The sequence below is a fragment of the Micromonospora sp. NPDC049230 genome (genome assembly GCF_040647875.1).
Lineage (GTDB): Bacteria > Actinomycetota > Actinomycetes > Mycobacteriales > Micromonosporaceae > Micromonospora.
The window spans coordinates 267629-288868 of sequence record NZ_JBEZCZ010000003.1; the positions used below are offsets into that span (position 1 = coordinate 267629).

Annotated in this window: 17 protein-coding genes; 4 read left to right on the forward strand and 13 right to left on the reverse strand. The window is 72.0% G+C overall.

Going from position 1 to position 21240, the window contains the following annotated elements; all coding sequences use genetic code 11:
* Positions 1-359 precede the first annotated feature (359 nt).
* From AB0A95_RS04250 to wecB, 3 genes are read left to right on the forward strand one after another with little or no spacing between them, the layout of a single operon-like run.
* Positions 360-1400 carry a polysaccharide biosynthesis protein gene (locus tag AB0A95_RS04250; RefSeq protein ID WP_357077563.1) on the forward strand — a complete coding sequence of 347 codons (1041 nt, stop codon included), beginning with the start codon at positions 360-362 and terminating at the stop codon, positions 1398-1400.
* On the forward strand, positions 1394-2518 hold the full coding sequence (locus tag AB0A95_RS04255; RefSeq protein ID WP_357554111.1) for an NAD-dependent epimerase/dehydratase family protein: 1125 nt from the start codon (positions 1394-1396) through the stop codon (positions 2516-2518). The genes AB0A95_RS04250 and AB0A95_RS04255 overlap by 7 nt, the downstream gene beginning before the upstream one ends.
* 22 nt (positions 2519-2540) lie before the next feature.
* Positions 2541-3665, forward strand: a complete 1125-nt coding sequence (gene wecB, locus AB0A95_RS04260; RefSeq protein WP_357554112.1) for a UDP-N-acetylglucosamine 2-epimerase (non-hydrolyzing) — start codon at positions 2541-2543, stop codon at positions 3663-3665.
* Between the two features lie 61 nt (positions 3666-3726).
* Here the strand turns inward: wecB and AB0A95_RS04265 are convergent, their stop codons facing one another.
* From AB0A95_RS04265 to AB0A95_RS04295, 7 genes are all read right to left on the reverse strand, one after another.
* Positions 3727-4932, reverse strand: a complete 1206-nt coding sequence (locus AB0A95_RS04265; RefSeq protein WP_357554113.1) for a glycosyltransferase family 4 protein — start codon at positions 4930-4932, stop codon at positions 3727-3729.
* Positions 4929-5576: an acetyltransferase gene (locus AB0A95_RS04270; RefSeq protein ID WP_357554114.1), complete on the reverse strand. Its 648-nt coding sequence runs from the start codon at positions 5574-5576 to the stop codon at positions 4929-4931. The genes AB0A95_RS04265 and AB0A95_RS04270 overlap by 4 nt, the downstream gene beginning before the upstream one ends.
* Positions 5573-6298, reverse strand: a complete 726-nt coding sequence (locus tag AB0A95_RS04275; RefSeq protein WP_357554115.1) for a sugar transferase — start codon at positions 6296-6298, stop codon at positions 5573-5575. Before AB0A95_RS04275 ends, AB0A95_RS04270 begins: the two co-directional genes overlap by 4 nt.
* A complete protein-coding gene (locus AB0A95_RS04280) occupies positions 6295-7479 on the reverse strand; it encodes a DegT/DnrJ/EryC1/StrS family aminotransferase (RefSeq protein WP_357554116.1) in 1185 nt (394 codons plus the stop codon). Before AB0A95_RS04280 ends, AB0A95_RS04275 begins: the two co-directional genes overlap by 4 nt.
* 282 nt (positions 7480-7761) lie before the next feature.
* Positions 7762-8196, reverse strand: coding sequence for a hypothetical protein (locus AB0A95_RS04285; protein ID WP_357554117.1), 435 nt, complete (start codon positions 8194-8196; stop codon positions 7762-7764).
* Between the two features lie 23 nt (positions 8197-8219).
* Positions 8220-9104: an aminoglycoside phosphotransferase family protein gene (locus AB0A95_RS04290; protein WP_357554170.1), complete on the reverse strand. Its 885-nt coding sequence runs from the start codon at positions 9102-9104 to the stop codon at positions 8220-8222.
* Between the two features lie 242 nt (positions 9105-9346).
* Positions 9347-11809 carry a Tex family protein gene (locus AB0A95_RS04295; protein WP_357554118.1) on the reverse strand — a complete coding sequence of 821 codons (2463 nt, stop codon included), beginning with the start codon at positions 11807-11809 and terminating at the stop codon, positions 9347-9349.
* A gap of 164 nt (positions 11810-11973) precedes the next feature.
* Here AB0A95_RS04295 and dgt point away from each other — a divergent pair, with 164 nt between their 5' ends.
* Positions 11974-13485 (forward strand): dGTP triphosphohydrolase, encoded by a 1512-nt coding sequence (gene dgt, locus AB0A95_RS04300; RefSeq protein WP_357554119.1) that lies wholly within the window; start codon positions 11974-11976, stop codon positions 13483-13485.
* Positions 13486-13576: 91 nt separating this feature from the next.
* Here dgt and AB0A95_RS04305 read toward each other — a convergent pair whose 3' ends face one another.
* The 6 genes from AB0A95_RS04305 to AB0A95_RS04330 form a co-directional block, all read right to left on the reverse strand.
* Positions 13577-14716: an MBL fold metallo-hydrolase gene (locus AB0A95_RS04305; protein WP_357554120.1), complete on the reverse strand. Its 1140-nt coding sequence runs from the start codon at positions 14714-14716 to the stop codon at positions 13577-13579.
* A 169-nt stretch (positions 14717-14885) separates the two neighbouring features.
* A complete protein-coding gene (locus AB0A95_RS04310; protein WP_357554121.1) occupies positions 14886-15890 on the reverse strand; it encodes a serine hydrolase in 1005 nt (334 codons plus the stop codon).
* Positions 15891-16001: 111 nt separating this feature from the next.
* Positions 16002-16559, reverse strand: coding sequence for an SDR family NAD(P)-dependent oxidoreductase (locus AB0A95_RS04315; protein WP_357554122.1), 558 nt, complete (start codon positions 16557-16559; stop codon positions 16002-16004).
* A complete protein-coding gene (locus AB0A95_RS04320) occupies positions 16556-17740 on the reverse strand; it encodes a zinc-dependent alcohol dehydrogenase (protein ID WP_357554123.1) in 1185 nt (394 codons plus the stop codon). The genes AB0A95_RS04315 and AB0A95_RS04320 overlap by 4 nt, the downstream gene beginning before the upstream one ends.
* A gap of 800 nt (positions 17741-18540) precedes the next feature.
* Entirely contained in the window at positions 18541-19305 is a 765-nt protein-coding gene (locus AB0A95_RS04325) for a succinate dehydrogenase/fumarate reductase iron-sulfur subunit (protein ID WP_357245649.1), read from the reverse strand.
* Entirely contained in the window at positions 19302-21239 is a 1938-nt protein-coding gene (locus AB0A95_RS04330) for a fumarate reductase/succinate dehydrogenase flavoprotein subunit (protein ID WP_357554124.1), read from the reverse strand. Before AB0A95_RS04330 ends, AB0A95_RS04325 begins: the two co-directional genes overlap by 4 nt.
* Position 21240 lies beyond the last annotated feature (1 nt).

Below are 21240 nucleotides of genomic sequence, written 5' to 3' on the forward strand. Positions count from 1 at the left end.
AGTCCCTTCGGGGGGTCGGTCCGGTGATCGCTCGTGTCCTGACTGGCCCGAGAGTGGTCCGCCGACACCGGCCGTAGCCCGGCGCGGGGGCACCGAACCGTTTCTACCAGGTGTGACGGTACGAAGTGGCCAAATCACTGCATAGACCGACATGTTTTCTGAGTGCCCTATGGCTCGTTTGGCCCGTTTGCGGCTCACGCACGTATCTGCTGCTGGGGCCCCTCGTTGACCCGGGTGCCGCATCCGGCGGGGCTTCCGCCTGACCGCCGGAGACCGGTGCCCCCGCCACGGTGCGTAGCGCTGTGCCGCGCCGGGTCGACGGGTGAGAACCGCCCGTCGGGTGACGAACGGGAGAACCGATGAGCGTGATGACCGCGGGCCGCCGGGTGCTGATCACCGGCGGGACCGGATCCTTTGGACAGACCATGGCCCGACGACTGCTCGACCGGGACGTCGCCGAGGTGCGGATCCTCAGCCGGGACGAGGCCAAGCAGGACGCCATGCGGCGATCCATCGGTGACGGGCGGGTGCGCTACCACGTCGGCGACGTCCGCGACATCGACACTGTGGTGCGGGCCACGCGGGGCGTCGACTTCGTCTTCCACGCGGCGGCGCTCAAGCAGGTGCCGTCCTGCGAGTTCTTCCCCCTGGAGGCGGTACGCACCAACATCCTCGGCAGCGGCAACGTGGTCGAGGCCGCCGCGCAGAACGGCGTCAGCTCGGTCGTCGTGCTCAGCACCGACAAGGCCGTCTACCCGGTGAACGCGATGGGCATGAGCAAGGCGCTGATGGAGAAGGTGGCCCAGGCGTACGCCCGCAACAACCCGAACAGCGCCACCACTGTGTCCTGTGTCCGGTACGGCAACGTGATGTACTCGCGTGGCTCGGTGATCCCGCTCTTCATCGAGCAGATCAAGGCGGGCCGCGCGCCCACCGTCACCGACCCGGCCATGACGCGCTTCCTGATGTCGCTCGCCGACTCGGTCGACCTGGTCGAGCACGCCTTCCACCACGCCCGCCCCGGCGACGTGTTCATCCGCAAGGCGGCCGCCTGCACGATCAGCGATCTCGCCGAGGCGGTCTGCCAGCTCTTCGACGTGCCGTTCAAGCTGGACATCATCGGCGTACGGCACAGCGAGAAGTCGCACGAGACCCTGGCGAGCCGGGAGGAGTTGGCGCAGGCCGACGACTTCGGCGACTTCTACCGGGTGCCGTTGGACGCACGGGACCTCAACTACGCGCTCTACGTCTCCGAGGGCGAGCTGGGCGAACGACCCGGGGAGGACTTCAACTCGGCGAACGCCACCCGACTCGGCGTACCCGACGTGGTGCGGCTGCTGAGGTCGCTGCCGGAGATCCGGGCGGAGCTGGCGCTGCGGGACCCGGTGCTGGCGTGCTGAGCCTCGCCGTCACCGGCGCCGGCGGTTTCCTCGGGTGGCACCTGCGGGTCCTGCTGCGCGCGCTCGGCTGGCCCGAGCCGACCGTGTTGACCCGCACCGATCTGGTCGACCCGGCGGTGGTCGCCCGCAAGATCGCGGGAACGGACCGGGTGCTGCACCTGGCCGGGGTCAACCGGGGTGAGCCCGCCGACGTGGCCGCCGGCAACGTCCAGCTCGCCGCCCAGCTCGCGAACGGCCTGCGGGCCTGCCCGGACCCGCCCGCCCAGGTGGTCTTCGCCAACTCCACGCAGGCCGGCAACGGCACCCCCTACGGCGACGCCAAGGCCACCGCCGCCGGCATCCTCGCCGAGACCGGCGTGCCCCTGGACGACGTGCTGCTGCCCAACCTGTACGGCGAGCACGGCCGAGCCTGGTACAACTCGGCCGTCGCCACGTTCTGCCGGGTCCTCGCCGACGGCGGTCAGCCGGAGGTGCACGCCGACCGGCAGCTGGACCTGGTGCACGTCACCGACGCCGCCGCCCGGCTGGCCGGCGTCACCGCGGGCGGCTCCTGGGACCCGGCGATGCCGGCGCTGCGGATCGGGGTCCGGGACGTCGCCGCCCAGCTCACCTCGTACGCCGACACCTACCGCACCGGCGAGATCCCGCCGCTGCGCGACAGGCACGACGTCCGGCTGTTCAACACCTACCGGTCGCACTGCTTCCCGGCGCACTACCCGCTGGCCCTGCCCACCCGGGCCGACGCCCGGGGCGCACTCGTCGAGACGGTCAAGGCGCACGGGGGAGCGGGGCAGACCTTCTGCTCCACCACTCGACCCGGGATCACCAGGGGCGAGCACTTCCACCTGGCCAAGGTGGAGCGGTTCGTGGTGCTGCGCGGCACCGCCGAGATCAGCCTGCGCCGGGTCGGCGACACCGACGTTCTCCGGTTTCCGGTCAGCGGCGAGCAACCCGTGGTCGTCGACATGCCGACCATGTGGGCGCACAACATCACCAACACCGGCCCGGACGAGCTGCTCACCCTCTTCTGGACCAACGAGCTGTTCGATCCGGAACGGCCCGACACGTGGCCGGAACCGGTCGGTGACGAGCACCGGGTGCCGGCGGGCGTCCGGTGACCGAGCTGCGGAGGGAGACCAGATGACCCGCGTGATGACAGTCGTCGGCACCCGTCCCGAGATCATCCGACTGTCCCGGGTGCTCAGCCGGTTGGACGAGACGGTCGACCACGTGCTGGTGCACACCGGGCAGAACTGGGACAGCACCCTCTCCGACGTGTTCTTCAAGGAGCTGCGGCTGCGCGAACCGGACCGGTTCCTGCGCGTGGACACCGCGTCGTTGGGCCGGGTGCTCGGCGGAGTGCTCGTCGGCATGGAGGCGGCGATCGCCGAGCTGCGGCCCGACGCGCTGCTCGTGCTCGGCGACACCAACAGCTGCATCGCGGCCCTGATGGCCCGCCGGATGCGGGTGCCGGTCTACCACATGGAGGCCGGCAACCGCTGCTTCGACCTCAACGTGCCGGAGGAGACGAACCGGCGACTCGTCGACCACGTGGCCGACTTCAACCTGGTCTACACCGAACACGCCCGGCGCAACCTGCTCGCCGAGGGCCTGCACCCGCGCCGGATCCTGCACACCGGCTCGCCGATGCGGGAGGTGCTGGAGCACTACCGGGCACCGATCGCCAGCTCGACGATCCTCAGTCAACTGGAGCTGGATCGCGGCCGCTACTTCCTGGTCAGCGCGCACCGGGAGGAGAACGTGGACCGGCCCGACCGGCTGCGGCGGCTGCTGGACTGCCTGGTCGCGGTCCGCGACCGATGGGGCTACCCGGTGCTGGTCTCCACCCACCCGCGCACCCGCAAACGGCTGGAGGCACTCGCCCCGGACGCCAGCGCGCTGGACGGCATCGCCTTCCACGATCCGTTCGGTCTGCTCGACTACGTGCACCTACAGACCAAGGCGTTCTGCACCCTGTCCGACAGCGGGACGATCAGTGAGGAGGCCGCCATCCTCGGCTTTCCCGCGGTCACCCTGCGCGAGTCCATCGAACGCCCCGAGGCGCTCGACGCCGGCGGGATCATCATGACCGGTCTCGACCCGCAGGGCGTGGTCGAGGCGGTCGAGGTGACGGTGGCGCAGGTCGCCGCGCAGGGCGTGCCCTGCCCTGTCGACTACCAGGTGCCGGACACCTCCCGGCGGGTTGTCGACTTCATCCTCTCCACAGTGCGTCGGCACCACGACTGGGCCGGCATCCGGCACTGAGGCACCGCGGCGGGCGGTCGGTGGTCCGGCGGGACCGACCACCGGCCGCCCGCCGTCGTGCTCACCGCCGCCCGGCCGCCACGTCCTCCACGATGTCCGCCACCTCGGCCGCAGCCCGCAGGTCGTCGAAGGACGTCAGGATGTGGCGGCGGGCCAACCGGCCGCTCAGGCTGAGGGTGCCGGCGACCCAACCCCGGTACGCCGAGTCGAGCGCCTCCACCAACGCCGCCGGATCACCGGGCGGAACGACCCAGCCGCAGCGATCGGTCACCGCCTCGGGCAGGCCACCGGCGGCGCTGACGATGCTCGGCACACCCATCGCGCCAGCCTGGACCGCCGCGCCAGGGCCGTCACCGAGCGACGGGGAGACGCTGACATCCGCGGCGGCGTAACAGGGCCGCACGTCCGGAAACGACTCCACCCAGGTGATTCCCGGGTCGCCGGCGATGCCGAAGCGCTCGCCGAGCTGCCGCCGGTAGTTCTCACCGGCGGCCGTCCAGCCGCCACCGACAAGCAGCAGGTGCGCGTCGGGGTGTCGGCGGCGGAACGTCCGCCACGCGGCCAACAGCACCTCGTGCCCCTTCACCCCCCGACCCGAGTGGATCAACCACTTGGGCGGGTAGACGTGCGCGACCATCACCGCCAGGAACACGCCCTGGTCGATGCCCAACTCGGCGCGCAGCTTGGCCCGCTGATCCGCTCCGGTGGCGTCCGGGCTGAACGCGTCGGTGTCCACCCCGTACACCGCGACCGGGCGACGGTGCGGCGGACACCCCAACTCGCCGTACCGGGCCGAGGCGTACCGGCAGCCGCAGACCAGCACGTCGTCCAGCCGCCACAGCAACCGCTCCACCGAGCGGACCAACCGGGACTCCAGGTACGCCGGGTTGGCCACCATGTGCACCCGGCGCACGGGCAGGCCCAGGGTGGCCAGCCGCACCGCGTACGCCGACGCGATCAGGTGGTACTGCACCACGTCCGGGCGCAGCCGGCGCAACAACGCGCGCAACAGCAGCAGCCCGATGGGCGCGTACCGGCCCATGGTGAAGTCGTACGGGGAGCTGAGCACCTCGACACCGCGGTGCGCCAACTCGTCGGTGAGCCGGCCGGCGCCCCGCGGCAGCACGACAGTCACCTCGTGCCCCCGGTGCCGCAACTCCTCGACCTGCGGCAGCAGCCACAGCCCGCCGGTGTTGGTCTTGACCACCACCGCGATCCGTAGCTGGCGGACACCGAGCGGACGGTTCGCGCGGGGGCCGACGCTCACCGGGCCGGGACTCCCTTGACCACCGCGCCGGCGGGTACGTCGCGGACCACACAGGCCCCGGCGCCGACGGTGGCGCCGGGGCCGACCCGCAGCGTCTGCAACACCACGGCACCGGCCCCGATCAGCACACCGTCGCCCAGGTGGCAGTCGCCGGAGACCGCCGCCAACGGGTTGACCGACACGTGGTCGCCCACCTCGCAGTCGTGCGCCACAGCGCTGTTCTGGTTGAGGTGCACGTGCCGACCGAGTGTGACGTTCGTGGTGACCCGGGCGCCCGGAAACACGATCAGACCCTCGCCGTAGACGGTGTCCGGGCCGACTGTGGCGTCCGGGTGCACCAGCACCGCCGCCGGCAGCCGGTACGCGTCCAGCCGCTGGTCCACCGACCGCCGGGCGGCCGGATCCCCGATGCCCAGCGCCAGGTGGGTGCCGGCGGGCTGTTCGCCCAGGCAGGCGGTGCCGCCGAGGTAGGGCACCTCCAGCCGCTGTACCCGCTTCAGGTTGACCTCGCTGGGCCTGTCGTCGACGAAGCCGCGTACCCGCCACACCGGCCCGCCGTGGGCGGCGGCGTTGACGGCCCGGACGATGCCGAGCACCTCCCGGCCGTGCCCGCCGCAGCCGACGACGACGATGTCCAGGCTCACCGGCGGGCCTCCGCCGGCCCAGGACCGCCGGCGCCGGCCAGTTCGGCCGGGCCGGGGAACCCGTGCACGGTGGCCGGCTTTGCCGGGCCGGGCACCCCGTGCACGGTGGCCAGCTCCGCCGGGCCGAGGAACTCGTGGGCGGTGGCCGCACCGGCCGCGGTGATCCCCTCCCGGCGCACGACGGTGCGTACCGTGCGCAGCAGGATCCGCAGGTCCAGGGCCAGCGAGCGCTGCCGCACGTAGCGCACGTCGAGGGCGAAGCGATCGTCCCAGCTCAGCGCGTTGCGCCCGTACACCTGTTGGAGGCCGGTGATGCCGGGACGGACGTCGTGCCGGCGCAGCTGCTCCGGGCTGTAGCGGCTCAGGTACGCAGGCAGCAGGGGACGCGGCCCGACCAGGCTCATCTCGCCGCGCAGCACGTTCCACAGCTGGGGCAGCTCGTCGAGGCTTGTCGTCCGCAGCCACCGGCCGAAGGTGGTGAGCCGGGCGGCGTCGTTGGCCGGCGCCTGGTCCTCGCCGCCGACGGTCATCGAACGGAACTTCACCAGGTGGAACAGCTGACCGTGCCGACCCGGGCGGGCCTGCCGGAACAGCACGGGCCGACCCATGGTCACCAGGACGGCCAGCGCCACCGCGGCGAGCACCGGCGACGCCAGCAGCAGGCCGGCGGCGGCCAGGACCACGTCCAGCACTCGTTTGACGATGTCGTAGGGCCGGTTCATCGGTGTCCGTCCAGAAACTCGGTGATCGCGGCGAACACGCGCTCCACCTGGTCGTCGGTGAGGGCGGAGCCGCTGGGCAGGGACAGGCTGGTGGCGAAGAGGTGGTCGGCGACACCGGTGCGGGCGACCTGCCGGTCGGCGTACACCGGTTGGCGGTGCATCGGTTTCCACATCGGGCGGCACTCCACCCCGTGGCTGGCCAGGTGCTCGGCGAGGTGGGCGGGCTGCCAGCCGGTCCGCTCCGGTTCGACGACGACGGAGGTCAGCCAACAGTTCGAGCCGGGATCACCGGCACCGAGGATCCGGGTGCCGGTCACGCCGCCGAAGAGCCGCGCGTACCTGTCGCGCAGGGCCCGCCGCCGGGCGATCATGGCATCCAGTCGGGTGAGCTGGGCGCGGCCGAGCGCGGCGAGCAACGTGCTGAGCCGGTAGTTGTAGCCCACGTCGCGGTGCTCGTAGTGCGACACCGGCTCACGCGCCTGGGTGGCCAGGTGGCGGGCTCTGGCGACAAGTGCGGGGTCGTCGGAGACCAGCATCCCGCCGCCCGTGGTGGTCATCACCTTGTTGTGGCTGAACGAGTAGATCCCGACCCGGCCGAACGTGCCGGCACACCGCCCCCGGTAGGTCGAGCCGAGGGCCTGCGCCGCGTCCTCCACCACCGGGACGCCGATGGCCGCGCAGAGCGGCAGCAGCCTGTCGTAGTCGGCGCACCGGCCGTTGATGTCCACACTCAGCACGGCGGCGACGCGTCGGCCCGCTTCGACGAGACGACCGAGCAGGTCGGAGAGCAGGTCGACGTCGAGATTGCCGGTGGACGCGTCACAGTCCACGAAGACCGGTTCCGCGCCGGTGTAGGTGACCGCGTTGGCGGTGGCGGCGAACGTGAGCGTGGGTACCACCACCACGGTCTCCGGCCCCGCGCCGACGGCGAGCAGGGCCAGGTGCAGGGCGGCGGTGCCGGAGGAGAGCCCGAGCGCGTGGCCCACGCCGACCCGTGCGGCGAGCTCCTGCTCGAACGCGCCCAGCTCCGGCCCGTCCGGGTCGAAGCGCCCGGCCCGGATGGCGCGCAGCAGGTAGGACTCCTCCACCTCGCCGACGTCGGGCGGGGAGAGGAAGACCGGGTCGGCCACGCCTGGTCCGCCGCTGCGCGCCACTGGCGGACGGTGGTGGATCAGATCCACGGATGGCGCCTCCGATCGGACGATAGGAAAGACCACAATGGTTGTATCAGCCGGTATGGGGTCGATGAGTGGTTTGGCCAACAAAGTGGCGACTCCACCCGATCGGAGGTCACTGCCGGCTGGCCACCGGACGCGGCCGGCAGAGTGCGCCGACACGTCCACACCAGGGAGAACGAGCGCGACACCCGGTGGTGATTGCCCGGCCGGCACCGCACGGCGTGGCGCTGCCGCGTGTCGGCGTCTCCCGCCGGCCGTGGCCGGCAGGCTGTCGGTGGCCGTCGCCTACCGGGTGTGGGGCCCGTCCTCCAGCAGCCGGGTGAGCAGCGTCCGCAACGGGATCGACTCGCCGTCGCGGCCTCCCGCCCCGATCACCAACGGCGCCGGACTGGGCTGCGGGTCGACCCCGAACAGCCGGGCCCGCACGCCGCCGGGCACCGTCAACAGGTGGAACCGGCCGTCCACGTCCACCGCCCGGGTCGCGGCCCGGTCGACGTACCAGCCGGTCAGTCTCGTCCGGTAGCGCCCGCGCCCGTCGTAGCCCCGGGCCACCAGCCGGGTGGTGGGCAACCCACGACGGGTCGCCTCGGCCACGAACCAGGCCACCAACTCCGCCGCCTGCGACTGCTCGGCGGCCCGCCGCCGCGCGTCCGCGTCGGCGTGCGCCCGCACCGCCTGCCGCTGCCGCTCCCGCCACTCACGGCCGTCGCCCTCACCCACGAGCCGACGGTACGCGACCCGACTCAGTCGAGTACGGCCAGCAGGGTGCGCCGGGCGATGCCGGACATCACCGGGTTCGTCTCCACGTAGTACGGCAGCGCGTTGATCGCCTGTTCCAGCGCCCAGCCGCGCCCCCGCTCCCAGGTGGCGTCGTCCACGCCCAACGCCCGCCGGTACGTCTCCCGCGCCCCGGCGTCGAACATGTTCCACGCCGGCATCAGGTCCACCGCCGGGTCACCGACCTTGACCGACTCCAGGTCGATGACCGCGACCAGGCGACCATCGCGGACCAGCAGATTGCCCGGCATCAGATCGGCGTGGATCCACACGTCGGCCGGGTCGACCCGACCCGCCTGCCGGCACCGGTCCCACACCCGGGCGAGCGCGGCGGTGTCGGTGAGTTCGCCACTGACGGCGAGGGCAGCCCGTACGCCGGCATCCTTGTCGGCCAGCGGCCCACCCCGACCGGACCCGGACCACGACCGTCCGCCGCTGTCGATGGCGTGCAGGGCGGCCACGACAGCGGCCAGGTCGCGGGCGAAGACGTCGGCGTCGCCGATCCGGTCCGGCTGCGCCGTCTCCCCGGGAATGAACCGGTACGCCGTCCACGGCCCCGGGTACCCGTCGCCCGGCGCACCGAGGCCGAGTGGCTCGGGCACCGCGACCGGTAGGTGCGCGGCGAGCAGCACGGCGTGCTCCTGCTCCCGCCGCAGGGCGGCGCCCAGCTCAGGATCGGCGGTGGGCCGCAGCGGAAACCGCAGCACGAACTCCGTACCGAGCCGGAACAGGGCGTTCACCGTGCCTGCCGAGGGGAGCGGCCGGACCGGCAGGCCCCGCCAACGCGGAAACTGCTCGGCCACCAGCGCGGCAACCACGTCCGCGCGCACATCAACCTGATCGGCATGCATCCGCACCGCGTGATCATCCCCCCAAGCCCCGCCGCCGCGCGAGCCGGTTTCCCGCCGCCCCCACCCCCACCCCTCCGTCGATCATGGGGTTATAGCCACCGCGGCCGGCGTGTCGTGACAACAACTCCATGATCGACGGTGGGGGTGGGGTGGGGGTTCGGTTCGGATGCTGTCGCGGGCGGGCCGAGGATGACCGTCCCATCTTGGGGCATTCCGGGCGCTTCCTCGCGCCGGCCGACGGATCAGGCGAGTCCTGCGCGGCGCAGAGCCTCCGCCATCGCGTCGTTGGCCGGTGCCGGTGCGCCCTGCCGCTGCTGCCCGCCCCGTGCGCCCTGGCCGCCGCGACCGCCGGACCCGCCCTGGCTGCTGGACCCGCCGCGACCGCCGGACCCGCCCTGGCTGCTGGACCCGCCGCGACCGGCGGACCCCGCCGGCCCGCCGCGACCGCCCTGCGGCCCGCGCTGGGCCGGGCCGCCGCGCCCCTCCTGGCCCGTCCGACCACCAGCGCCACCACCGGCCGGGTCGTCCTCCAGGCGCAGGGTCAGCGAGATCCGCTTCCGGGGTACGTCCACGTCGAGCACCCGCACCCGCACCACGTCACCGGACTTGACCACCTCGCGGGGGTCCTTGACGAAGGTCCGGGACATCGCCGACACGTGCACCAGGCCATCCTGGTGCACCCCGACGTCCACGAAGGCGCCGAACGCGGCCACGTTGGTGACCACACCCTCCAGCACCATGCCCGGGGTCAGGTCGCCGATCTTCTCCACCCCCTCGACGAAGGTGGCGGTGCGGAACTCCGGCCGGGGATCACGACCCGGCTTCTCCAGCTCAGCGAGAATGTCGGTGACGGTGGGCAGGCCGAACCGGTCGTCGACGAAGTCGGTGGCCCGCAGCCCGCGCAGGATCGCGCTCCTCCCGATCACCGAGCGCAGGTCCTGCCCGGTGCTGGCGAGGATCCGGCGCACCACCGGGTACGCCTCGGGGTGCACGCTGGAGGAGTCCAGCGGGTCGTCGCCGTCGGGGATGCGCAGGAAGCCGGCGCACTGCTCGAACGCCTTCGGCCCGAGCCGCGCCACCTTCTTCAACTCGGTACGCGAGCGGAACGGCCCGTTGGCGTCCCGGTGCAACACGATGTTCTCGGCCAGGCCGGCGCCGATCCCGGAGACCCGGGTCAGCAGCGGGGCGGAGGCGGTGTTGACGTCCACCCCGACCGCGTTGACGCAGTCCTCCACCACCGCGTCCAGCGACCGGGACAGCTTCACCTCGGACAGGTCGTGCTGGTACTGCCCGACGCCGATCGACCGTGGATCGATCTTGACCAGCTCGGCGAGCGGGTCCTGGAGTCGGCGGGCGATGGACACCGCCCCCCGCAGCGACACGTCCATCCCCGGCAGCTCCTGCGAGGCGTACGCGGAGGCGGAGTAGACCGACGCGCCAGCCTCGGAGACCATCACCTTGGTCAGGTTGAGCTGCGGGTGCCGCTTGATCAGGTCAGCGGCCAGCTTGTCGGTCTCCCGCGAGGCGGTGCCGTTGCCGATGGCGATCAGCTCCACCCCGTGTGCTCCGGCCAGCCGCGCGAGGGTCTCGACCGACGCGTCCCACTGCCGGCGCGGCTCGTGCGGGTAGATGGTGTCGGTGGCGAGCACCTTGCCGGTGGCGTCCACCACTGCCACCTTCACGCCGGTCCGTAGGCCCGGGTCCAGGCCCATCGTCGGGCGGGTGCCGGCCGGGGCGGCCAGCAGCAGGTCGCGCAGGTTGGTGGCGAAGACGCGTACCGCCTCCTCCTCGGCCGCCTGCCACAGCCGCATCCGCAGGTCCGCGCCGAGGTGGATGAGGATCCGGGTACGCCACGCCCAGCGCACCGTGTCGGCCAGCCAACGGTCGGCCGGTCGGCCCGCGTCGGACACCCCGAACCGGCCGGCGATGGCCGCCTCGTACCGGGTCGGTCCGGTCGGCACCGCGTCCGCCTCGCCGGCCTCTTCCGACTCCATGGTCAGGTCGAGCACGCCCTCCTTCTCGCCCCGGAACATGGCCAGGATGCGGTGCGAGGGCAGTTTCGGGTACGGCTCGGAGAAGTCGAAGTAGTCGGCGAACTTGGCGCCGGCCGCCTCCTGCCCCTCGCGTACCCGAGAAACCAGCCGGCCCCGCGACCACATCTGCTCGCGCAGCGTGCCGATCAGGTCGGCGTCCTCCGCGAAGGTCTCGATGAGGATCGCCCGCGCGCCCTCCAGCGCGGCGGCGGCGTCGGCGATGCCCTTGTCCGCATCGACGAACCCGGCGGCGGTGGCCCGCGGGTCCTGGCTCGGGTCGGCCAGCAGCGTCTCGGCCAGCGGGGCCAACCCGGCCTCCCGGGCGATCTGCGCCCTGGTGCGCCGCTTCGGCTTGTACGGCAGGTAGATGTCCTCCAGCCGGGACTTCGAGTCGGCGGCCATGATCTGCGCTTCCAGGGCCTCGTCCAGCTTGCCCTGGCCGCGGATGGACTCCAGCACCGCCGCCCGTCGCTCGTCCAGCTCGCGCAGATAGCGCAGCCGCTCCTCCAGCGTGCGCAGCTGGGTGTCGTCGAGCAGGCCGGTGGCCTCCTTGCGGTAACGGGCGATGAACGGCACTGTGGCGCCGCCGTCGAGCAGCTCCACGGCCGCCCGCACCTGACGCTCGGCCACGCCGAGCTCGTCGGCGATCCGCTGATGAACAGACTGGGTCACGATCTCGATCCGCCTTCGACTCGATCCGCCTTCACGAGCGGGTACCGCCTGCATTCTGCCCGGCGGCCCCCGGCGACGTCGCCGCGCCCGGTCGGGTCGGTCCGTCCCGCCGGGCCGGGGTGACCCCCGGACGCCGCAGTCGGGCCTGCGCTAGCGTGGCGATCATGGAAACACCTGCGGAGCCGCGTGCCCGGCGGCTCTTCGGCGGCAGCGCCCGGGCCCTCGGCGACCTGACGGCCAACCCGTTCCGCGCCGACCGGGACCGGATCGTCGGCTCGCCGTTCTTCGCCCGCCTCGGCGGTGTCACCCAGGTGATCAGCCCGGTCGGCTCCGGGTTGCTGGTGCACAACCGACTCACCCACAGCCTGAAGGTCGCCCAGGTCGCGCGGGCGGTAGCCGAGCGGCTGAACGCCGACGAGCGGCGGCGTGACCTGCTGGACAAGCTTGGCGGTTGCGACCCCGACGTGGTGGAGGCCGCCGCGCTCGCCCACGACCTCGGTCACCCGCCGTTCGGGCACCTGGGGGAGCGGGTGCTGGACCGGCTGGCCCGCCAGCGCCTCGGCCTCGCCGACGGCTTCGAGGGCAACGCCCAGTCGTACCGGATCGTCACCAGCACCGAGATCCGGGGAGCGGCCACCACCGGGTTGGACCTGACCGCGGCGGTCCGCGCGGCGATGCTGAAGTACCCGTGGACCCGGCTGGACCACCCCGACCCGCACCCCCGCACCATGGACCCGCCACCGCGCGGAGCCACCCCGCCGCCGGACGACCCGGAGAGCGGCTCGTCGAAGTTCGGCGCGTACCGCACCGAGCTGGACGACCTGCGGCAGGCGCGGGAGCCGTTCACCGGTCGCATCCCGGACTGGCAGCAGACAGTGGAGGCGTCCGTGATGGACACCGCCGACGACATCGCGTACGCCATCCACGACGTGGAGGACTTCTACCGCGTCGGTGTGCTCCAGCAGGGGTCGGTCTCCGCCGAGCTGATGGCCTGGCAGCGCGAGAGCGGGCAGCTCCGGGCGATCACCGACGCCGCGCTGGCCACCGCGGCGCGACGACCCGGTGCGGCGATCGAGCGGCTCCGTCGGCAGCTGCACCGCAAGGACGCCTGGATCGCCGACGACGACGCCTTCGCCGCCGCCGTCGAGCACGTCCGTGAGGAGTTGGTCGACGGGCTGCTGGCGATGCCGTTCGACGGCTCGATCGAAGCCGAGCAGTACGTGGCGCGGTTCTCCGCCCGCTGGTCCACGCGCTTCGTCGAGGCGATCACGGTGACCGACGCGCCCTCGGTGCGCTCCGGGTACGTGCTCCTCGACGGCGCGCAGTGGCACGAGGTGCAGGTGCTCAAGTTCGTCCACCACCGCTTCGTGCTGGCCCGCCCGGATCTCGCCCTGCACCAGCGCGGCCAGGCCCGACTGCTGGGCACCCTGGTCGAGGCGCTCTGGGAGTGGCTGCTCGACCCGGAGGAGGAGTCCCGGCTGCCCCGCCGACTGCACGACCTGGTCGAGTTGGCCGAGGCGGAGCTGCACCCGCGTACTCCGGACCGGATCGGGCGGGCCCGTGGCCGGGCCATCGTGGATTTCGTCGCGCAGCTCACCGACGGTCAGGCCGTGGCCATGCTGGACGCGCTGTCCGGCCGCTCCGGTGCGCTCTGGACCGACGCGTTCGTGCTCTGAGCGGCCGGCCCCCTCAGGCGATGCCTGCCTTGGCCTGGTTCAGGCGATGCCTGCCTTGGCCTGGTTCAGGCGATGCCTGCCTTGGCCTGGTTCAGGCGATGGCCTGCCACCAGCCGTCGACGGCGGGCGGCTCGTCGACCACGACCCGTTCCCCGGGGCGGGGCACGGCGAGCCGCACGTCGCGGGCCTTCGCCTCGGCCCACAGCCGGTCGACCGGCTCGGACCAGTCGTGCAGGGCCAGGTTGAACGTCGCCCAGTGCACCGGGACGAACAGCCCACCGCGCAGGTCGAGGTGGGCGCTGACGGCCTCCTCGGGAAACATGTGGATGGTCGGCCAGGCCCTGTCGTACGCGCCGATCTGCATCAGCGTCACGTCGAACGGGCCGTGCTCGGCACCGATCTCCGCGTACCCGTCGAAGTAGCCGGAGTCGCCGGTGTAGAAGACCCGGCGGCGCTCCCCGGCCACCACCCAGGAGCTCCACAGGGTGCCGTCGCGGCGCAACCCCCGACCGGAGAAGTGCTGGGCGGCGGTAGCGGTGATCTTCAGCCCGGCGACCCGGTGCGACTCGGACCAGTCCAGTTCGATGATCCGTTCGGCCGGTACGCCCCAGCGGTCCAGGTGCGCGCCCACACCGAGCGGCACCAGGAACGGCGCGGACTGCCCGGCCAGCAGCGCTCGCACGGTGGCCATGTCGAGGTGGTCGTAGTGGTCGTGCGAGATGAGGATGGCGTCCAACGGGGGCAGTTCGTCGAGGCGTACCGGTGGTTCGTGCAGCCGACGCGGGCCGACCAGCCCGGACGGTGAGCAGCGGTCGCTCCACACCGGGTCGAGCAGCACCCGCCGGCCCTCGATCTCGATGAGCGTCGAGGCGTGCCCGTACCAGACGATGTTCAGCTCGTCGGCGGCGTCGGCCGTGCCGGCGCTGGGGCGCAGCAGCGGCACGGGCGCGGTGGGCCGCCGCTTCTGCTTGCCGAAGATCAGCTCGCGGAGCAGGTTGCGCCCCGGCTCGGCGATCATGCTGTGGGCGCCGGCCCGGTTGTGGAAGGTGCCCTCGCGGAACTGGGGTGAGCGGGCCGCGCGTTCGGCCCGGGCCCCGCTGAGTCGGCCACCGAGGGCCGCTGGCACATCCCGGGCTACCCAGGCCAGGCCGGCGAGCGCGGCCAGGCCCGCCGCGCCCCGCATCCGTCGCCCGAGCGACCGTTCGACGTCCGTGCTCCGCGCTCGTGCCATTGCCGTCCCTCCGCCGTGTCCGCCCTACACGGTAGTCACCCGCGCCGAACGGTGCCTCGGCGGTCGCCGCGCCGGGTCGGTCGGGGCCGGGGCGGGAGTGTCGAAGCCCCTGGCCGGCCTGCGCCGGGCCAGGGGCTTCGAGCAGGCTCCTAGCTTGATCTTTAACCTGCTAGCCGCCGTTGCTGGGGCGGCGGGCGGTGATCCGGAACGTCTTGCCCGCGCCCGCGATGCGGTCCACCGCGGCCAGGAACTTGGGGCCCATGGCCGCGCGGGCCTGCACCGCCGGGTGGGTGGCGCCGAAGTTGTCCGGGTCAGCCTGACCGTCGGCGAACAGCGCGTAGGTGAGCACCGCCGCGCCGGAACGGTCGAAGATCACGCCGGCCTCGTGCCGGGCGTCGGCGTACCAGCCGGCCTTGGTGGCGATCCGCGCCCGCTCGTCGGAGGACATCGTGCGCCGGATGCCGTCGGTGAACGCCACCGGCGAACGCAGGATGCCCAACAGGTACGTCGTCGAGGCGGGCGACAGCAGCGTGCCGCCGACCAGGGCGCGCAGCAGGTCGTGCGTCTCGCGCGGGGTGCTGGTGCCGAGGAAGAACCGGTTGGGGTTGGCCACCGGCTCGACCTGGGTGTTCGGGAAGCCCTTGGCGACCAGGATGGAGTTGATCTCGGCGGCGGGGGCGACCAGGCCACACAGCCGTACCGCGGTGTCGTCGGACACGGTCAGCAGGTTGGCCAGCACGTGCCCGATCGTCACCTTGCTGGGGTACGCGCCGTCCAGGCTGAAGATGCCGTCACCGCCCGGCACGACGATCGCCGCTGTCACCTCGACCTGCTGGTCCAGGGTGAGCAGCCCGCGGTCGACCTTGTCGAGCACCGCGGTGGCGACCGCGATCTTGTTGACGCTGTACGCCTCGATCCGCCGGTCCGCGTCGGCCGCCACCGCGACCACCGGCGTGCCGGCCGTGCCGGCCACGCTGATGTACGCCTGCCAGTTGCCACCGGCCTCGGTGCTGTGCCTGCTGAAGATCGAGGCAACCCGGGTGGCGGCCCGGGCGGGGGTGGTCGGCGCGGCCTCGGTGCTCTCGGCGGCACTCGCCGGAGCGGCGGCACCCAGCACAGTGCCCGCGGTGGCCATCGTGCCCAACCCGAGTGCGGTCCTGCGATTCAGTCGCATTGTCAATCGTCTCCCCCATAGTGGAGCGCCAGAGCGCTTGCTGGCCCACCACCCTAGGCGAGTTGATCGACGCACGACCACTCCAAACAGTCGCAAACAGTCCCGAACAGATCAGCCGAACCGCCGGCGCAATGCGGTGCCAACCGCACCAACCGGTCCGAACAGGAGTTGCCGCAGGTCGGGGAGGTGACCGCCGCGTACCGCCTCGCCGGCCGGGTTCGGGGCGAAGACCGAGCCGTCGTGCGCGGCGACCGACCGCCCACTGAGGCCCATCGCCCGCATCAACGGCCCGACCAACACGTCGTAGACCCCCGGCAGTACGGTGAAGCCGGCGCGCAGCACCACGTTGAGCCGACCCGCGGAGACCTCCCGGCGCGGCCGGTCCACACAGTCCACGATGGCCCGGGCCGCCCGCGCCGTGTGCACCCAGACGTCGATGCGGCCGAACCGACCGATCGCCGCGTCCGCCAGCGCCTGCGACGCGCCCGGCTCGGTGACGTCGGTCGGTACGGTCAGCACGTCGACGTCGGCGCACTCGGCGCGTACCTCGGCAAGGGTCGTGGTGGCACGGGCGGCGAGGACGAGGTGGTCGCCGCGCTCGGCGAACGCCCGGGCTGTCGCCCGGCCGACCCCGCTGCTCGCGCCGACGACCACCACCACCCGGCTCACGGTTCGAGTACGACCTTGATGCAGCCGTCCTCCTTCTTCTGGAACATCTCGTACGCCTGCGGAGCGCGCGCCAGCGGCAACCGGTGGGTACGCAGGTCCTCCACGCCGAGCGGATCGTCGTCACCCGAGAGCAGCGGCAGGATCTCGTCGGTCCACCGGCGCACGTGGCACTGCCCCATCCGCAGTTGGATGCCCCGGTCGAACATCTCCATCAGCGGCATCGGGTCCACCTCACCGCCGTAGACACCGGAGATCGACACGGTGCCGCCACGGCGGACCGCCTTGACGGCGGCATGCAGCACCGACAGCCGGTCCATGGCGGCCTTGTCGGTCATCACCTGGGCCAGCTTGTCCGGCAGAAGCCCGACGGCCGCGTGGGCCAGCTTGCCGCCCGGCGAGCCGTGCGCCTCCATGCCGACGGCGTCGATCACCGCGTCCGGGCCACGCCCGTCGACCAGGTCGATCAGCGCGCCCGGCACGTCGGACAACTCGCGCACGTCGAGCACCTCGATGCCGTGCCGGCGGGCCAACTCCAGCCGCTCCGGCACCAGGTCCAACCCGATCACCCGGCCCGCGCCGAGATGACGGCCGATCCGGGCGCAGAACTGCCCGACCGGGCCCAGCCCGAACACGGCAAGGGTGCCGCCCGGCGGGGTGTCCGCGTACTTCACCGCCTGCCAGGCGGTGGGCAGGATGTCGGACAGGTAGAGGTAGCGCTCGTCGACACCGGTCTGCGGGATCTTGATCGGGCCGAAGTGGGCCTGCGGGACCCGCAGGTACTCGGCCTGCCCGCCGGGCACCGAACCATAGAGCGAGGTGTACCCGAACAACGACGCGCCCTTGCCCTCACTGGTGACCTGGGTGGTCTCGCACTGCGCGTAGAGCTGCCGGCTACACATCCAACAACTGCCGCAGGAGATGTTGAACGGCACCACCACCCGGTCGCCCGGCCGGAGCCCGGTCACCTCCGACCCGACCTCCTCGACGATGCCCATCGGTTCGTGACCCAGGACGTCACCGGGCTTCAGGTACGGCCCGAGCACCTCGTACAGGTGCAGGTCCGAGCCGCAGATCGCGGTCGACGTGATCTTCACGATCGAGTCGGTCGGTTCCTCGATCCGCGGGTCCGGCACCTCCTCGACCCGTACGTCCCGCTTGCCCTGCCACGTCAACGCCTTCATGACTTGTCGCCTCCCTTGGTCGCTGCCTGACTGCTACCCGCGAGAGATGAGTTGAACCGGCCGCGCCCGAGGGCCACGGTTCGCGCCCTCCTGGCTCAGGTGGTCCGCGTTGGTCCTGGTGTCGGTTGGGTCTGGTCGGTGGTTGCTGTCCTGCCCTGGCCCGTTGGTGCGGACCGTTCGTTGCTTCCGGCCCTGGTCTGCTGGTGCGTCTGCCCGTGTTCTCGCTGCGCTGGCCCGTCGGTCGTGTCCGCCGTGCGCTTCCGGCGCCGATCGGCGACCCACAGGACCCGCGATCCGCCCTCCTCGCCCCTTTTGTCAGGCCGACTGGCGCGTTCTCCAGGGCAAGGCCGAGTTGATCGACTCGTGTTTCTTGAAGTCGCGGTATCCAAGGCCCGGCGATGGCGCGACTTCCTGAAACCCGAGTGGACGTGACGGGGCAAAGGGACGAGGGCGAGGCAAAGCGACGAGGACAGGGCGGTGCGGAGCGCGATGCGGTGCGGGCCGGAGTGTGCGCGGTCGGTTCGCCTGGGCTGGGTTCCTGGCGCGTCGGTGCTCGGCAGGCGTCGGCGTACCACCGGAAGAGCGCAACCGGCGGAGAGCGCAACCGGCGGACGGACCGTGACCAACGTCAGGGCGACCGTCCCCGGCGGAGGGAGCAAGCCTGACCGCCCGGAGCCGGGGACGGCCGCCCCAGCCCCACCGCGACCAAAGACGGGACCGCGACCAAAGACGGGACCGCGAACGCCAAACCGCCGTACCCCCGATGATGCGGGGCACGGCGGTCCGGGTGGTGTGGCGCCTCAGGAGCCGGGGGTGTTGCCGGCGCCCTTGGCGGTGGCCGCGAGGTAGTCGCGGTTGAGGCGGCCGATGGTGTTCAGTGGAATGCCCTTCGGGCAGGCCGGGGTGCACTCGCCGGCGTTGGTGCAGCCGCCGAAGCCGGCCTCGTCGTGCGCGTCGACCATGCCGATGACCCGGGTGTAGCGCTCCGGCTGGCCCTGCGGCAGCAGCGAGAGCTGGGTGAGTTTGGCGGCGGTGAAGAGCATGCCGGAGCCGTTGGGGCAGGCTGCCACGCAGGCGCCGCAGCCGATGCAGGCCGCCGACTCGAAGGCGGCGTCCGCGTTGGCCTTGGCGACCGGGGTGGAGTGCGCCTCGGGCGCGCTGCCGGTCGGTGCGGTGATGTAACCGCCGGCGGCGATGATCTTGTCGAAGGCGCCCCGGTTGACGACCAGGTCCTTGATGACCGGGAAGGCGCTGGCCCGCCACGGCTCGATGTCGATCGTCTCACCGTCGGTGAACTGCCGCATGTGCAGCTGGCAGGCGGTGGTGCCGCGCTGCGGTCCGTGCGCGTCACCGTTGATCATCAGGCCGCACATGCCGCAGATGCCCTCGCGGCAGTCGTGGTCGAAGGCGACCGGGTCCTCGCCGGCGAGGATCAGCCGCTCGTTGAGTACGTCGAGCATCTCCAGGAAGGACATGTCGGGGGACACGTCGTCGACCGGGTAGGTCACCATCCGACCCTTGTCCTCAGGGCCCTTCTGGCGCCAGATGCGCAGGGTCAGGTTCACTTGTAGCTCCGCTGCGTGGGGTGGACGTATTCGAACTTCAGGTCTTCCTTGTGCAGCACCGAGGGTTCACCGGTGGCGGTGAACTCCCAGGCCGCCACGTACGCGAACCGGTCGTCGTCGCGCTGCGCCTCACCGTCGGGGGTCTGGTGCTCGGCCCGGAAGTGGCCACCGCAGGACTCCTCGCGGTGCAGGGCGTCGACGCACATCAGCTCGGCCAGTTCGAAGAAGTCGGCGACGCGGCCGGCCTTCTCCAGCGACTGGTTGAGTTCCTCGCCGGTGCCGGACACCTTGACCCGCTGCCAGAACTGCTCACGCAGGGCACGGATCTCGTCGATCGCCTTGCGCAGCCCGGCCTCGCTGCGTTCCATGCCGCAGTGTTCCCACATGATCTGGCCCAGCTCCCGGTGGAACGAGTCCACGGTCCGGTCGCCGTTCACCGCGAGCAGTCGCTGGATCCGGTCCTCGACGTCGGTACGGGCCTCGACGGCCGCCGGGTGGCTGGCGTCGACCTTCTCCAGACCGCCCGACGCCAGGTAGTTGGCGATCGTGGTGGGCAGGACGAAGTAGCCGTCGGCGAGGCCCTGCATCAGCGCCGAGGCGCCGAGGCGGTTCGCGCCGTGGTCGGAGAAGTTCGCCTCGCCGATCACGAACAGGCCGGGGATGCTCGACTGGAGGTCGTAGTCGACCCACAGGCCGCCCATCGTGTAGTGCACGGCGGGGTAGATGCGCATCGGCACCTCGTACGGGTCCTCGCCGGTGATGCGCTCGTACATCTCGAAGAGGTTGCCGTACTTGGACTCGATGGCCTTGCGGCCGAGCCGGCCGATCGCGTCGGCGAAGTCGAGGTAGACGCCGAGCTTGGTCGGGCCGACGCCCCGGCCCTCGTCGCAGACGTTCTTCGCGGCGCGGGAGGCGATGTCGCGGGGGACCAGGTTGCCGAAGGAGGGGTAGATCCGCTCCAGGTAGTAGTCCCGCTCGTCCTCGGGAATGTCGCGCGGGTTGCGGTCGTCGCCCTTGGTCTTCGGCACCCAGACCCGGCCGTCGTTGCGCAGCGACTCGCTCATCAGGGTCAGCTTCGACTGGTGGTCGCCGGAGACCGGGATGCAGGTCGGGTGGATCTGCGTGTAGCAGGGGTTGGCGAAGTACGCGCCCTTGCGGTGTGCCCGCCAGGTGGCGGTGACGTTGCAGCCCTTGGCGTTCGTGGAGAGGTAGAAGACGTTGCCGTAGCCGCCGGAGGCGAGCACCACGGCGTCGGCCATCTCGGTGCTGATCTCGCCGGTCACCAGGTCGCGGACGACGATGCCCCGGGCCTTGCCGTCGACGATGACCAGCTCCAGCATCTCGTGCCGGGCGTTCATCTCGACGTTGCCGAGGCCGATCTGCCGCTCCAGGGCCTGGTACGCGCCGAGCAGCAGCTGCTGGCCCGTCTGGCCCCGGGCGTAGAAGGTGCGCTGCACCTGGGCGCCGCCGAAGGAGCGGGTGTCCAGCAGGCCGCCGTACTCGCGGGCGAACGGCACACCCTGGGCGACGCACTGGTCGATGATGTTGACCGACACCTCGGCGAGCCGGTGCACGTTCGACTCCCGGGAGCGGAAGTCGCCGCCCTTGACGGTGTCGTAGAACAGCCGGTGTACGGAGTCGCCGTCGTTGCGGTAGTTCTTCGCCGCGTTGATGCCGCCCTGTGCCGCGATGGAGTGCGCCCGGCGCGGGCTGTCCTGGTAGCAGTAGGACTTGACGTGGTAGCCCTGCTCGGCCAGTGTCGCCGCGGCCGAGCCACCGGCCAGGCCGGTGCCGACCACGATCACCGTCATCTTGCGACGGTTGGCGGGGTTGACCAGCTTGGCCTCGAAGCGTCGGGTCTCCCAACGCTTCTCGACCGGGCCGGCGGGAGCCCTGGTGTCGGCGATCGGGTCGCCCTCGGTGAAGAGTTCCATG